Genomic DNA, 14,914 nt, shown 5'->3' with positions numbered 1-14,914 from the left:
CGACACCAACGGTCCCAGGGAGACAGGCCATGTCCGCGCGCATTCTCATCGTCGAAGACGATCTTCCCACCAGCGAGTTGATGGCGATGCTGCTGCGGGAAGCCGGGCACACGGTGGCCGGCGCCGACGATGGCGCCCGCGGCCTGCGCCTGGCGCTCGACAGCCGGCCCGACCTCGTGGTCTGCGACCTGCGCCTGCCCTCGCTGGATGGCTACGCGGTGGCGCGCGCACTGAAGGCCGATCCAGTCTGCGCGCGGATGCCGCTGGTGGCCGTCAGCGCGCTGGCCCTCGACGGCGACCGCGAGCGGGTACGCGCCGCCGGCTTCGACGGCTACCTGTGCAAGCCGATCGAGCCGGCCAGCTTCGTCGCCGAGGTCGAGGCCTTCCTGCCGGCGCCGGCGGCCGATGCAGCCGGCGCGGACGCGCCGTCCGGCCTGCCGACCCTGCTGGTGGTCGACGACGATGCCTTCATGCGCGACGTGCTGGTCGATGCCCTCGACAGCGAACCCTGGCGCATCCTCAGCGCCGGCTCCGGCGAGGAAGCGCTGGCGCTGCTGGAGCGCCACCCGGTCGATGTGGTGCTGTCCGACCAGTCCATGCCCGGCATGCAGGGCACCGACCTGATGGCCCGCGTGTGCCGCGCCTGGCCGCGCACCGTGCGCCTGATCCTGTCCGGCCTGTCCGGACCTTCGGAGCTGGAAGCGATCGACCGTGCCTGCGCCGCCGGCCTGGTCGACCGCCACCTGGTCAAGCCCTGGGTCGCGGGTGCGCTGCGCGAGGACCTGCGCGCCGCCTTCGCCCTGCAGCGCGAACGCGCCGGCCGGCACTAGGCCGGACCCCGCCGATATGGCCGCGGCGCGGCGTCGGTGTTATCCTTGCGGGTGATTTCAACCATGCCGTCTTCCATGCAACAGAAAGCGCCCCGCCGGACCCGCGAACGGATTCTCGAACTGTCGCTCAGGCTGTTCAATGAATTTGGCGAGCCGAACATCACGACCACCGTGATCGCCGAAGAGATGAACATCTCTCCGGGGAATTTGTATTACCACTTCCGGAACAAGGACGACATCGTCAATTCGATCTTCGCCCAGTTCGAAGCCGAGATCGGGCGCATGCTGACCGTGCCGGCCGGGCGCCGCTCGAACCTGGAGGACGTCTGGCTCTACCTGCGCATGATGTTCGAACTGATCTGGCGCTATCGCTTTTTCTACCGCGACCTGAACGACCTGCTGTCGCGCAACCGCAAGCTGGAGCTGCACTTCAAGGCCATCCTGGCGCACAAGATCAAGGTCGCGCGCCAGCTCTGCGAAGACCTGCGTAGCGAAGGCTCGCTGGAAGCCGGCGAAGCCCAGATCGGCGCGATGGCCACCAACATGGTGGTGGTGGCGACCTACTGGCTGTCCTACGAATATGTGCGCAACCCGCGCAAGTACAGCGAGCAGCAGGCGATCGCCGATGCCCTCGCGCGCGGCTGCTACCAGGTGTTGTCGATGGTCGGCCCCTACCTGCGCGGCGAAACCCGGGAGCTGTTCCAGCGCCTGTCCGAAGACTACCTGAAGCAGTTGCCCCCCGAAGGAAAAGCATGAAAGCCATCGCTGTCTACTGCGGCGCCTCGCCCGGCGCCGATCCTCTGTACGCCGAGGCTGCGCGCGGCCTGGCCCGCGTGCTGGTCGAACACAATATCGGCCTGGTCTACGGCGGCGGCAAGGTCGGCCTGATGGGTGTGATCGCTGATGAAGTGCTGCGCCTTGGCGGCGAAGTCACCGGCGTGATCCCGCGCGCGCTGCTCGAGCGCGAAGTCGGCCACACCGGCCTGACGCGCCAGTTCGTGGTCAAGGACATGCACGAGCGCAAAGCCATGATGTCGAACCTGGCGGACGGTTTCATCGCCATGCCGGGCGGGATGGGTACGCTGGAAGAGCTGTTCGAGATGGTGACCTGGGCCCAGCTGGGCATCCACGCCAAGCCGATCGGCCTGCTGAACGCGAAAGGCTTCTACGATGGCCTGGCCAGCTTCGTCGGCCACATGGTGGAGCAGGGCTTCGTGCGCCCGGCCCATGCCGCGCTGCTGACGATGGACGCCGATCCGGACGCGCTGGTGACGCGCCTGATGGCCACGCGCTGATCGGGGTAGGGTGGGCACGGGGTGCCTACGCCGGCCGCGCCCGCCCTACGCCACCACGGTCCTATCGCGTCCCGACGACTTGGCTTGGTAGAGCGCCTTGTCGGCGCGATTGACGGTATCGGCCAGCGCCTCGGTGCCGCGGCGCGCGGTCAGGCCCGCCGAGAAGCTGATGCGGCGCTCCGGCGCCATCCCTTCGAACTGCAGGAGTGCGACCCGGGCGCGGATGCGCTCGACCACCGCCAGCGCCGCGGCTTCTTCGGTGTCGGGCAGCATCAGCAGGAATTCCTCGCCGCCCCAGCGCGCCAGCACGTCGCCGGCACGCAGTTCGGCGCGCGCGGCCTGCGCGAAGCTGCGCAGCACCTCGTCGCCGGTGGCGTGGCCGTGGCGGTCATTGATCTGCTTGAAGAAGTCGATGTCGAGCAGGGCGATGCAGGTGTCGCGGCCCGGCATGCCGGCGCCGTGGCGCCGCTCTTCCTGGGCCAGCATCTCGTTCATGTGGCGCCGGTTCGACAGCGCCGTCAGTTCGTCCACCGTGGCCAGGGTGCGGATCGTGTCCAGCGCCGTGACCAGGTCTTCCTTCTGCGCTTTCAGGCGTGCGCGCAGCTTGCTGGCCTCGCCGGTCAGCAGGGTCACCGTCATCGAGCAGCCGGCCATGATGGCGAAGGTCAGGCCTTCCACCAGCGGCGGATAATGCAGCGGGTCGTGGGCCTGGTGCCACCACATCGTGGCGCCCATGGCGGCCAGGCCGACGGCGGTCAGCGCCAGGGTCTGGCGCGGACGCAGCGCGAAGGTGCAGAACACCACCACGACCATCAATCCCATCAGCGTGGCGCCGCGCAGGGGCCCGGTAATCGAATACGCCCACATGTTGCAGCTGATGCCGAACACCGCCTGCAGCGCGGCGGCGCCGGTCGGCGCCAGCCCGAACCTGGCGCCCAGCCGCACGAGCAGGTAGGACCCGACGATGCCGGCGGCGGTGTACGCGGCCAGCCCGAGCGCATCGCCGCGGTCGATGAGGCCGCGCTCGCCGGCGTCGGTCAGCAGGCCGACGAACACGGTGTACAGCGCCGCCGTCGCGCCCCAGTAGTACATCATTCGGCGCAGCTTGGGCTCGGCGCCGAACAGCAGTCGGGACAGCGCGGCCGGTCCCATGTCAGGCCACCCTGCGGGCCTGGGCCTGCAGCATCTCGGTGATGCGTTCGGCCGGCACCGGCGGCGAGAACAGGTAGCCCTGCATCTCGTCGCACTCGTTGGCGGCCAGGAATTCGCGCTGCTCCCCGGTCTCCACGCCCTCGGCGATCACGCGCAGGTTCAGGCGGTGGCCGAGCGAGATCACGGCCAGCGCGATCGCCTGGTCGTCGAGGCTGTGGGCGAGGTCGCGCACAAAGGATTTGTCGATCTTCAGGGTACTGATCGGGAAGGACTTCAGCGCCGACAGGCTCGAATAGCCGGTGCCGAAATCGTCGATCGACAGCGAGACGCCCATCGCCTTCAGCTCGCGCATGCGTTCGACGGCCTGCTGCATGTCGCGCATCAGGAGGCTCTCGGTCACTTCCAGCTCCAGCGCGCAGGGCGGCAGGCCGGTGTCGCGCAGCGCCACGGCGATGCGTTCGACCAGGTGCTTTTCCTCGAACTGGCGGGCCGACACGTTGACCGACACCGTCAGCGGATCGAGGCCGGCATCGGCCCAGAGCCGGGCCTGGCGGCAGGCGGTGCGCAGCACCCATTCGCCGATCGCGACGATCAGGCCCGATTCCTCGGCCAGGCCGATGAAGCGCGGCGGCGGCACCATCCCGTGCTCCGGATGGCGCCAGCGGATCAGGGCCTCGACCCCGAAGATGCGGCCGGTGCGCAGGTCGACCTTGGGCTGGTACATCAGGAAGAAGTGGCCGGCCGGCGCATGCGCGATGCCGGACGCCGCCTGGGTCGAATCGAAGGCCTTGCGCATCCCTTCCAGCAGCATCAGCTTTTCCTCGACGCTGGCGTTCATCTCGCGGGTGTAGAACTGGAAGTTGTCGCTGCCCAGGTCCTTGGCGCGGTACATCGCGGCATCGGCGTTCATCATCAGGGTCTTGGGGTCGTCGCCGTCGCGCGGGTACATCACCACGCCCATGCTGCAGGTGACCTGCACCGCCTGGTCGCCGATCTGCACCGGCTCGGTCACCGCCTGGCGGATCTTTTCCAGCACCGGCGTGATCGCCAGCGGCTCGCCGGACACGTCCGGCAGCAGGATCACGAACTCGTCGCCGCCCAGGCGGCCGAGGGTGTCGTTGCGGCGCAGGCAGGCCTGCATGCGGCGCCCGACTTCCTTGAGCAGCTCGTCGCCGGCGCTGTGGCCGAGGCCATCGTTGACCAGCTTGAAGCCGTCCAGGTCGACGAAGGCCAGCGCCAGGTGCTTGCCGTTGCGCTGGGCGTTCAGCACCGCCTGGTCGAGGCGGTCGCGGATCAGGCTGCGGTTCGGCAGGCCGGTCAGCTCGTCGTGGTGGGCCAGGTGGCGGATCCGTTCCTCGGCCAGCTTGCGCTCGGTGATGTCGCGCACGGTGACGACCGCGCCGCCGTCGACCGGCACGATCTGGCGCTGCAGCCAGCGGCCGACCGCGGGCGAGGTCGCGGCCTGCCATTCGGTTTCGACCGCCTTGCCGTCGACCACCACCGACAGCAGTTCCTCGTACATGCCGTTCACGCGGTAGAAGGGCAGCATGTCGCCGACCAGGCGGCCGAGCATGTCCGCCTTGCGGATGCCGGTCACCTGTTCGGCGCGCGAGTTGGTTTCCTCGATCAGGAAGTCGGTCACGTGGCCGTCGGCGTCGGTCACGCTGCGCAGCACGAAGAAGGCGTCCAGGCTGGCTTCCGAGGCGGCCGCATAGGTCGCCTGGGCGCGCCGCTCGCGGCGCCGCGCCTTGGCCAGCTGCCAGGACCAGGCGCTGATCAGGCCGACCACGGCGATCAGCAGGGCACTGCCGGTCAGCGCGGCCACGATGTACTTGCCGCGATTCCGCTTGTACTGCGCCATCTGCTCGCTCTCGGCCAGGCCGATCACGGCCGACAGCGGAAAACCGTGCAGGCGGCGCACGCTGGCATAGCGCACCACGCCATCGGGCGCGGTCGGATGCGGATCGATGGCATCGTCGCCGATGCGATCGAGCGCGACCTGCTGGCCCCAGGAGACCCGGTCGCCGACGCGCAGCGCGCGCGCCACGCCGTCGTCGCCGATCAGGCCGATCATGCCGAGTTCCCCTTCGCGCGAGTGTTCGTAGGCGCTGGTGAAGTAGGCCGGATCGACGGCGACGAGGGCAACCCCGGCGAAGCGGCCGGCGGCGTCGTTGATGCGGCGCGTGAAATGCAGGTGCGGTTCCAGCTTGGCGGCGTCGCCGACGGCGCGGCTCACGGCCGGCATCGTGGTCTCGCCGTCGCGATGCACGCTGAAATAGCGCTCGCGCGAGATGTCGAGCGGCTTCAGGGGCGGATTGCTGGCCACCATCCTGCCGTCACGGTCGGCGATGCCGGCCACGAACACCAGCGAGGGCGGCAGCAGGCCCTGGCGGCGCAGGGCGTCGAGCGCGCCGTCGGCACCGTGCTGTTCGACCGCATATTTGAGCACCTTCAGGGTCTGGTCGATCGCGGTCAGGCTGCGCACCATCTGCGCTTCGTAGGTATCGACCTGTTCGCGCGCGTTGTCGCGTGCGGCGGCGATGGCGGCGTCGCGTTCGGCGGCGATGAAGTGGAAGGTGGCGATCCAGATCGCGATCAGGGGCAGCAGCGCGAACAGCGGCAGCGCGATGTGGGTCTCGAGCACGCGGCCGAAGCGGCGCGCGGTGGAGCGGTTCGCGTCCATCATCGCACCACCAGTACCGCGCGCACGCTGGCGTCCAGCGCGCTGCGTTCGATGTAGCCGATCAGCTCGGGATTCTCGGCGACCCGGCGCCGCACCGCGGCGCTGTCGCGCGCTTCGCCGGGCGGCTGGCCGTGGCCGGTGAACACCATCTTCGACCAATGGGCCTTCAGCAGGGCCGGGGACTTGTTGGCGACGCGCTCGTAGAACTCGTTGCGCAGGGGCGAACCGAGCGGCAGGTCGAGCGGCACTGCCTCGTCGCCGTCGGGGAAGCGCGCGGTCTGGCCGAGGAAGATCGCGGCCACCTGGTCCGGACGCAGCGCGTTCACCTGGCTCCTGGCCGAGACGATGACCACCAGGTCGGCGGCGCCGGCCTGGGCGCCGGCGCCGGCCAGCAGAAAGAAAACGGCGCCTGCCACCAGGCGCTGGAAAGGTCCGCGCCGCATCCTAGTACACGAAATCGAGTGCGACGCTGGCCACATGGGCCGTCTGGCCGGAGCGGAAGGCGGGCGTCAGGTTGATCAGGGTGCCGCGCGAACCGTCGCGCGGGGTGACACGGTCGTATTGCAGCTTGAGGGCGGTATTGGTGGCCAGATCCCAGCGCAGGCCGGCGGCCGCGGTGTCCTGTTGCGCGATGGTGGCCAACAGCACATTCAGGGCGTCGTTCAACCCGGCCACCTGGCCTGCCAGCGCGGGCGGCAGGCCGCGTGTCGGCAGGCCATCGTCGCGGGTGGCGCTGGTGGCGCGCACGCGCGATGCGATCAGGTAGGGCGTCAGGGAACCCAGGCGCAGGCCCGCGCTGGCGTAAAGGCTGCGGGTGGCGCCGAGCAGCGACTCGGTGTGGGTGCGGCTGGCTTCCGCCATCAGGAACCAGCGGCCCGGGTCGTAGTCCATGCCGATGCTGCCGACGATGGCGCGCTTGTGGTCGATCCGGTAGCGGCGCGCGATCGCGGCGCCCGCCGGACCGGCAGCCTCGAAGGCCTGGAACAGCGCTGCGCCGATATCGGTCGTGGCCTCGGTGCGGACCAGGTTGGCGCGCAGGCTGAGCGCACCCCAGTCGCTGGTGTTGGAGAAGCCGACGATGCCGCGGCCGTAGGCGTTCAGATCCCCGGCCGGCGAGACCTTGTCGCGGCCGTAGAACAGCTGCGAGGCATTGCGCACCGGGCCCGCGCTCCAGCGCCAGCTGGCGTCGACGCCGTCGCTGCTGGTGAAGGGCAGCGAATTGTAGGTCTCGACCGGCGGCCGCACCCACGGGTAGGCGTAGCCGACCTTGCGATAGTCGGCGGCCAGGAACATCGGCAGCGCGATGCGGCCCAGGCGCAGGGCCAGGTCCGGCGTGGCCTGGTACTTGACGTTGGCCCATTCGATGCGCGGACGGTAGCTGTTGTCGAGCCCCTGCTCGCTGACCACCTGCAGCACCGCCGACCAGTGCCGGCCGAGGCGTGCATCGATCTGCGCGCCGAGGCGGCTGTCGACGTTCGGGCTCCAGTTGCGGGTCGCGCCGGCGCCATCGACCTTCAGGACGCTGGCCGTGTAGTCGGCGTTGCGCTCGCTGGCGTGCGCCACGCCGATGGTGCCGAAGCCGGAAATGGCCCAGCCTGGCCTGCCGGACTTGCCGGCCGCGTCATCCTGCGCACGGGCGCCGCCGCCGAGCAGCATGGCGAACGCGAACAGGGGAAAGAACAGGAGGCGACCCGAAGGGTGTTGCTGCATTACTTTGCCTTCTCGACTGCGGGGATAAACTAAAGCGGGCGCAAGAAGCGCCAAATTGACTTTATACGGAGGGAAACCGAAAGTCGATAGATAACTTCTAACGCCAGCCAATGAGCTGCAATATTTGTTGTTCAATGGCAACGAAGCGCGGCCTTCCGGACTGTGGCCTATAATGCAAGCATGCATACCCCGACACGGCATCGTTTCGTACGCGCACGCATGGTCTGGATCGCCTGCCTGGCCATCCTGTTCAATGCGTTCGCGCCGCTGGTGTCGCATGCGATGCAGGCCGCCACGCCGGCGCCGGTGGTCATGACGCTGGAGGTCTGCACCGCGCTGGGCATGACAACGATGCCCCTGGCCACGCCGACGGACGGGCAGGACGGCGATGAGGCCGGCAAACTGCACAAAGCCATGAACCACTGCGGCTATTGTGTGTCCCATGCGGCATCGCACGGGCTGCCGCCGCCGTCTGCCATCGCCTTCGCCGCGGCAGCCGGCCGCGACGTCTATCCGCCGCTTTACTACCATTCCTCGCGTCCGCTGTTCCTGTGGTCGCCTGCGCAGCCGCGCGCGCCGCCCGCCGCCTGATCCCGCGGCCCCGCGCCGCCCGCATCGAACCGCACGTCTGCCATCCGGCGCCGCCCGCATCGGGATGCGCTTCGGTATGCCTTGACGTGCGCCGACTGCCCCTTCGGGCGACTGAAACAGGAACAGGAATGAAGAATCGAAGACCATCGAGGGCACCGCTATGGACCCTGACGACGCTGGCCGCCGCAAGCTCCGGCGCCTTCGCGCAGGAAGCGCCGCAGCAGGCGCGGGAGATGGGCACCGTGATCGTCACCGGCAAGCACCCGACCTCGCTGCCGACCCAGATCCCGACCACCATCGAAACCATCACCGGCGACGAGATCGCCCGCGGCATCAATGCCAGCGACGCCGAGGACGCGCTGAAGTACCTCCCCAGCCTGCTGGTGCGCAAGCGCTACATCGGCGACTACAACCACGCGGTGCTGTCCACCCGCGCTTCCGGCACCGGCAACAGCGCCCGCTCGGCGGTGTACGCGGACGGCATCCTGCTGTCGAACTACCTCGGCAACGGCGCCAGCTTCGCGCCGCGCTGGGGCATGGTCAGTCCGGAAGAGATCGAGCGCGTCGACGTCCTGTACGGGCCGTTCTCGGCGGCCTATGGCGGCAACTCGGTGGGCGCGGTGGTCGATTACGTGACCCGCATGCCGTCGCGCTTCGAGGCGCATGCGAAGTTCGCGGCCTCCTGGCAGCCGTTCAAGCTGTATGGCAGCGATGACACCTACCGCGGCCGCCAGGGCAGCATCGCGCTCGGCAACCGCGCCGGCGCCTGGTCCTGGTATCTCGATCTGAGCCGCCTCTCGAGCGACGGCCAGCCGCTGACCTTCCCGACCCGCTACCCGGCCGCCGTCGAATCCGGCGCCGGAACGCCGGTGAGCGGTGCGGTGCCGGGTCAGGACCGCACCGGCCGCGACTGGCTGATCCTCGGCGCGGCCACGCGCTACCACACGACGCAGCAACACCTGAAGGCCAAGCTGGCCTACGACCTGTCGCCGACCTTGCGCGCAACCTGGGTGTTCGGGCTGTGGGACAACGAAGCGCAGGGCCGGCCCGAGTCCTATTTGCGCGATGCCGGCGGCCAGCCAGTCACCAGCGGCACGGTGAACATCGGCGGGCGCGCCTATGCGCTGGCGCCGGCGGACTTCAACCAGTCCAACGAAGACCTGCGCCACTTGATGCACGGCTTGACCCTCAAGAGCAACACGCGCGGCGTGTTCGACTGGGAGCTCGCGGCCAGCCTTTACGACTACGATCGCGACATCCTGCGCGCGCCGACCGTCGCCCTGCCGGCGGCGGCCAGCGGCGGCGCCGGCCGCATCGTCGACCAGCATGGCACCGGCTGGCATACCTTCGCCGCCAAGGGCGTGTGGCGGCCCGCAGGCGCCGCCGGTGCGCACATCGCCGAGTTCGGCGCGCAGCGTGAAGCCTACCGCTTGCGCAGCATCGAGAACGCGACCGCCGACTGGATCGCCGGCAGCGCCGGTGCGCGCAACCAGGCTTTCAGCGGCCGCACCACGATAGACGCGCTGTATACCCAGGACACCTGGAAGTTCGCACCGCGCTGGAAGACGGTGCTGGGCCTGCGCGCCGAGCATTGGCAAGCGCGCGAGGGCCGGACCTCGAACGCCAGCACCACGGTCAGCCACGGCAGCCGCAGCGAGCATTATTGGTCGCCCAAGGCGGCGCTGGCCTTCCAGCTCACCGAAGACTGGCTGCTGAAGGCCTCGCTGGGGCGGGCCGTGCGCATGCCCACCGTGTCCGAGCTGTACCAGGGCGGCATCAACGCGGCCGGTACCTTGACCAACAACGACCCGAACCTGAAGCCCGAACAATCCTGGACCGGCGAGCTGAGCGCCGAACGCAAACTGGAGACAGGTCAGCTGCGCCTGACGGCCTTCGGCGAGCGCACCCGCGACGCCCTGTATTCGCAGACGAACGTGCTGGTCCTGCCGAATGTGACCAATGTGCAGAACGTCGACCGCATCGAGACCAAAGGGCTCGAAGCCGCCTACGGCGCGGCGGACCTGCTGCTGCGCGGCCTGGACCTGAACGCCAGCCTCACCTGGACCGATTCGAAGATCGCGCGCAACGACAAGTTCCCGGCCAGCGTCGGCAAATGGCAGCCGCGCATTCCGGCGTGGCGCGCGGCCGGGCAGGCGACCTGGCGCGTCGACGACCACCTGTCCGCCACCCTTGCCGCGCGCTACAGCGGCCGGCAGTACTCGACCCTGGACAATTCGGACCCGAACGGCTTCGCCTACCAGGGCGCGAGCAAGTACTTCACGACCGACCTGCGGCTGGTCTACCGGCTGGACCGCCAGTGGACGGCGGCCCTCGGCATCGACAACCTGAACAACTACAAGTACTGGAACTTCCACCCTTATCCCCAGCGCACCTGGGTCGCGGAGCTGAAATGGGACCTGTAAGCATGGGCGCGCAGCGCCGCAGCCTGTTCTGGCGCATCCACTTCTGGGCGGCGCTGATCGCCTCGCCCTTCGTTCTGGTCGCCACCTTGAGTGGCCTGCTCTACATCTTCACGCCGCAGATCGAGGCGCAGCTGTACGGGCAGCTGGAGCGGGTCGCGCCGCAAGGGGCGCGCTTGCCGCTGGATGCGGCGGTCGCGGCGGCGCGGCGGGCGGCGCCGGCCGGGCTCGAGGTGCAGGCGGTGGTGCCGCCGGCCAGGGCCGAGGATGCGGTGCGCGTGAGCTTCGACCGGCCGGCGCCGGGCGCCAGCGCGCACGCGGGGCACGGGCAGCCGGCGGCCAGTCCGCGGCCGGGGCAGGGTGCCGGGCGCATCACCGTCTTCGTCGACCCCTACCGCGGCCAGGTGCTCGGCAGCCAGCGCGAGCAGGAGCGCTTCAGCGAATGGGCGCGGCGCCTGCATTCGCGCCTGCTGCAGGGCGATGGATGGCGCTGGATGATCGAACTGGGAGCCAGCTGGATGCTGGTGATGCTGCTGACGGGCGTGTATTTGTGGTGGCCGCGGCCCGGCCAGCCGGGGATGCCGCGTGCCGGCCGGCGCGGGCGCGCGGGCTGGCGCCAATGGCATGCCTTCCTCGGCGTGCTGCTGGGCGTGCTGAGCCTGGCCATGGTCCTGACCGGCATCACCTGGAGCCGCTACGCCGGCGAGAACGTGCGGGCGCTGCGCGACTGGGCCGGGCAGGCTTCGCCCCAGGTGCCGGGCGGACTGCATTCGATGCCCCAGGGCGCCCCCTTGAACTGGCAGCAGGCCTGGGACCGCACGCGCACGCTGGTGCCGGACACGCCGCCGCAATTGACGCCGCCGCGCGGTCCGCACGGCGTGTGGCGCGCCAGTTCGGCCGACCGCCGCCATCCGGGCAATCGCTTCGATCTGGTGCTGAATGCCTACGACGGCCAGGTGCTGTACCACGCGGGCTGGGCGCGCCAGACGGCCTTCGGCAAGGCCAGCGCGGTCGGCATTCCCTTCCACCGGGGCGAGCTGGGCGTCTGGAACCAGGTGCTGTTGTTCCTGTTCGCGGCCAGCGTACTGTTCTCGCTGGTGTCCGGTTGGGTGATGTTCTTCAAGCGCCGCCGCGCCGGCTTGCCGGGCTTGCCGAAACTGCTGCCGGGCGCCTGGCGCGCGACGCCGCCGGCCGCCGTGCTGCTGGGCCTCGCGCTGTGCGCGCTGATGCCGCTGCTGGCGCTGAGCGCGGCCGTGGTGCTGGCGATCGAAGCGGCGCTGGGCTGGCGCCGCCATGATGCCGCCGCGCCTGCCTGAGCGGCTCAGCCGTGGACCAGCGCCGGGCGTTGACTGCGCCCGAGCCGCAGCATGGCGAAGGTATTGCGGCCGGCTTCCTTGGCCTTGTACAGGGCGCGGTCGGCGGTGTCGAGCAGGCGCGCCGGGTCCGGATCGGGCTGGTCGGCGAGCGCCGCGCCGACCGAGGTCCGGACCTGCAGCACCACGGCCTCCAGTTCGAAGGGCGCGCGCATCGCGGCCAGGATCTTGCGCGCCACCGCTTCGACGTCGGCTTCGCCGGCCACGTCGTTCAGCAGCACCGTGAATTCGTCGCCGGCCAAGCGCGAGACCAGATCGGAGTTGCGCACCGCGCCGCCCAGCCGACGTGCGAACTCGACCAGCACGGCGTCGCCGACCGCGTGGCCGTAGCGGTCGTTGATCGCCTTGAAGTGGTCGATGTCGAGGTAGAGCAGGGCGGTGCCGCGCGCCGGCCGCGCGCTGCGCCCGGTGGCCTTCTCCAGCGCGCTCTCGAAGTGGCGGCGGTTCGGCAGGCCGGTCAGTGTGTCGGTATGGGCCAGCGCATGCAGGCTGCGCTCGTGCAGGCGCGAGGCGGTGGCGTCCAGCGTCAGCACATAGACCCCGACCACCTGACCGTCGCGCAGCTGCGGCAGGAAGGTCGTGTGGGCGATGCGCGTATGCTTCTTGCGCACGATCTCGTGCTCGCATTGCGAGGCCTGGCCCTGCCAGGCCTTCTCCAGCGCTTTGGCCTGGGGCGCGACATAGTCGGCGCCGAAGGCTTCTTCCATGGTCTTGCCGAGGATCTGGCCCGCTGCCTTGCCCAGCCAGGACTGGTGCACGGCGTTTGCGAACACGTAGCGGCGGGCGCCGTCGAGGTGGGCGATCAGCACCGGCACGTTGTCGGTGATGGTGCGTAGCCGCTCTTCGTTTTCGGCCTGGCGCAGCTCCCCCAGCTTGCGCTCGGTGATGTCAACCGCCATCGCATAAAAGCCGGCCGGCGCGCCGCTGGCGCTGCGCTGGGGGACGAAGCAGCACTGGAAGTGCTGCTCGCGATCGGCGATCCTGGCGACATACTCGAAGTCGACCTGCTCGCCGCCTTCTGCGCGCTCGATCCAGGGCAGCAGCCGGGTGTAGTCGTCGGGGCGGTAGCCGCTGGCGACGGCCTGGCCGAACAGCGCGTCGGCGCTCTTGCCATAGCTTTGCAGTGCGTGGCCGTTCAAGAACACAAAGCGGCGCTCCGCGTCGACCTTGCCGATGATCGCCGGCAGGTTTTCGGCGAGCGCGCGCAGGCGGCCTTCGCTGCGTTCCAGCAGCTCGCGCGCGGCGTTCGCCTCGGTCACGTCCTTCATCACCACCACCGCGCCCAGCGGGCGGCCGGAAACGCCGCGCAGCGGCCGGCCGCTGACCAGCAGGCTGTGCGACGCGGCGGCATCGGGGGCGATCACGATCGCTTCGTCGCGCACGGTCTCGCCCTTCAGCGCGCGCACCAGCGGCACCTCGTCCATCGCCAGCGGCGTGCGCCCGTCGACGTGGTACATCCCATAGTATTGCGACCACTCGGCCGGCACGATCGTCTTCATGTCGCGCCCGATGATCGCGCGCGCCGCCCGATTGAACAGCGACAGGTTGCCGACCGCGTCGCAGGCGACCACGCCGACGTCGATCGATTCCAGGATCGCGTCCAGCATTTCCTGCTTCTCTTCGAGCTGCTGGCGGGTGCGGATGCGCTCCGAAATGTCGTTCATGAAGGCGCCGAAGCAGCGCTTGCCCCGCCATTCGTAGCTGCTGAGGGTCATCTCGACCGTGATCTGGCGGCCGCTCGCGGTCAGCGCCGGCAGCTCCAGCCTGCTGTTCAGGACCGTGCCATGGCCGGTCTCGATGCAGCGCCGCATGCCCGCTTCGTGCGCCGCGCGCAGGGCCGGCGGCACGACCAGTCCGGACAGGCTGCGCCCCAGCGCCTGTGCGCGCGGCCAGCCGAAGATGCGCTCGGCGGACGGGTTCCATTCGACGATGCGGCCCTCGGCGTCGACACCGACGAAGCCATTGTACGAGGTGGCGACGATGGTGCGGTTCCATTCCTCGCTGTGCTGCAGCGAAGCCTCGGCCTCCTTGCGGCGCGCGCTTTCGCGCGACAGTTCGCCGAGCTTGCATTCGAGTTCGGCGGTGCGCTCGGCCACGCGCTGCTCGAGCTGGGCATTGAGCGCCTTCAGTGCCTGCTCGGCCATCAGGCGCGCGGTGGCCATCTTGACGTGGTTCAGCTCCGCCTCGGCCAGGTCGGCCAGGTCGCGCAGCGCCTGGCGCTGCTCGGCGTCGAAGCGGCGCGGCGCGCGGTCGACGATGCACAGCGTGCCGACCGGCTGGCCATCGCTGAACAGCGGCTGGCCGGCGTAGAAGCGGATGTGCGGCGCGCCCGTGACCAGCGGGTTGCCGGCGAAGCGCGGGTCCTGCGTCGCATCCTCGACCACCATCATCTCGCCCTGGGTCACGACGTGGCTGCAGAAGGCCGCCGAACGCGGCAGCTCTGTCCCGTCGATGCCGCAGCGCGACTTGAACCATTGGCGGCTGCCGTCGACCAGCGACACCAGTGCGATCGGCACGCCGAAGGTGAGCGCAGCCAGGCGCGTGAAGCGGTCGAAGCGTTGTTCCGCCGGCGTATCGAGGACGTCCAGCGATTCGAGGGCCTTGAGGCGGTCTTGTTCGGTAGCGGTGATGGGATGGTGCATGGCCAGTAATCCGGAAGGAGAACGGCGGGGTCAGGGCCGAGGAAAGCACGGCGCCGGGGGCGGGGGCAGCCGATGTGTGCATCCTATCATGCGTGCCGCATGGAAACTATTTCCTCAAGGATACTTTGTGAATTGTGTTGCGCCGGCGCCTTGACTGTTCAATATCTGCGTTGGAATGACGGCAACGGGCTGCCAATTGTTTCCCTGCGGCTTTCGAA

The 14,914-nt window shown here is 69.5% G+C and carries 11 protein-coding genes; 6 read left to right on the top strand and 5 right to left on the bottom strand.

Annotated elements, in window-relative coordinates; all coding sequences use genetic code 11:
- Nucleotides 1–29 precede the first annotated feature (29 nt).
- From NX782_RS12580 to NX782_RS12570, 3 genes are all read left to right on the top strand, one after another.
- On the top strand, nt 30–830 hold the full coding sequence (locus NX782_RS12580) for a response regulator (RefSeq protein ID WP_258845813.1): 801 nt from the start codon (nt 30–32) through the stop codon (nt 828–830).
- A 75-nt stretch (nt 831–905) separates the two neighbouring features.
- Entirely contained in the window at nt 906–1,586 is a 681-nt protein-coding gene (locus NX782_RS12575; protein ID WP_258845812.1) for a TetR/AcrR family transcriptional regulator, read from the top strand.
- The gene (locus tag NX782_RS12570; protein ID WP_258845811.1) at nt 1,583–2,125 is read left to right on the top strand and encodes an LOG family protein; all 543 of its coding nucleotides are present in this window, start codon (nt 1,583–1,585) and stop codon (nt 2,123–2,125) included. The genes NX782_RS12575 and NX782_RS12570 overlap by 4 nt, the downstream gene beginning before the upstream one ends.
- Before the next feature lie 45 nt (nt 2,126–2,170).
- Here NX782_RS12570 and NX782_RS12565 read toward each other — a convergent pair whose 3' ends face one another.
- From NX782_RS12565 to NX782_RS12550, 4 genes are read right to left on the bottom strand one after another with little or no spacing between them, the layout of a single operon-like run.
- Nucleotides 2,171–3,277 carry a diguanylate cyclase gene (locus NX782_RS12565; RefSeq protein ID WP_258845810.1) on the bottom strand — a complete coding sequence of 369 codons (1,107 nt, stop codon included), beginning with the start codon at nt 3,275–3,277 and terminating at the stop codon, nt 2,171–2,173.
- Nucleotide 3,278: 1 nt separating this feature from the next.
- Nucleotides 3,279–5,963: a bifunctional diguanylate cyclase/phosphodiesterase gene (locus NX782_RS12560; protein ID WP_258845809.1), complete on the bottom strand. Its 2,685-nt coding sequence runs from the start codon at nt 5,961–5,963 to the stop codon at nt 3,279–3,281.
- A complete protein-coding gene (locus NX782_RS12555; protein WP_258845808.1) occupies nt 5,960–6,403 on the bottom strand; it encodes a phosphate ABC transporter substrate-binding protein in 444 nt (147 codons plus the stop codon). The genes NX782_RS12560 and NX782_RS12555 overlap by 4 nt, the downstream gene beginning before the upstream one ends.
- Before the next feature lies 1 nt (nt 6,404).
- The gene (locus tag NX782_RS12550) at nt 6,405–7,670 is read right to left on the bottom strand and encodes a hypothetical protein (RefSeq protein ID WP_258845807.1); all 1,266 of its coding nucleotides are present in this window, start codon (nt 7,668–7,670) and stop codon (nt 6,405–6,407) included.
- Between the two features lie 180 nt (nt 7,671–7,850).
- Here NX782_RS12550 and NX782_RS12545 point away from each other — a divergent pair, with 180 nt between their 5' ends.
- From NX782_RS12545 to NX782_RS12535, 3 genes are all read left to right on the top strand, one after another.
- The gene (locus NX782_RS12545) at nt 7,851–8,261 is read left to right on the top strand and encodes a DUF2946 domain-containing protein (RefSeq protein WP_258845806.1); all 411 of its coding nucleotides are present in this window, start codon (nt 7,851–7,853) and stop codon (nt 8,259–8,261) included.
- A gap of 128 nt (nt 8,262–8,389) precedes the next feature.
- Complete coding sequence (locus NX782_RS12540; protein ID WP_258845805.1) at nt 8,390–10,684, top strand: TonB-dependent receptor; 2,295 nt, start codon at nt 8,390–8,392, stop codon at nt 10,682–10,684.
- On the top strand, nt 10,672–11,997 hold the full coding sequence (locus NX782_RS12535) for a PepSY-associated TM helix domain-containing protein (RefSeq protein ID WP_258845804.1): 1,326 nt from the start codon (nt 10,672–10,674) through the stop codon (nt 11,995–11,997). The genes NX782_RS12540 and NX782_RS12535 overlap by 13 nt, the downstream gene beginning before the upstream one ends.
- Nucleotides 11,998–12,002: 5 nt before the next feature.
- On the opposite strand, the gene NX782_RS12530 is transcribed toward NX782_RS12535, so the two are convergent.
- The gene (locus NX782_RS12530) at nt 12,003–14,696 is read right to left on the bottom strand and encodes a sensor domain-containing diguanylate cyclase (RefSeq protein ID WP_258845803.1); all 2,694 of its coding nucleotides are present in this window, start codon (nt 14,694–14,696) and stop codon (nt 12,003–12,005) included.
- Nucleotides 14,697–14,914 lie beyond the last annotated feature (218 nt).

Origin of the sequence: Massilia norwichensis (assembly GCF_024753245.1) — a bacterium.
Lineage (GTDB): Bacteria > Pseudomonadota > Gammaproteobacteria > Burkholderiales > Burkholderiaceae_D > Telluria > Telluria norwichensis.
This window is presented reverse-complemented; position numbering and strand designations above follow the sequence as displayed.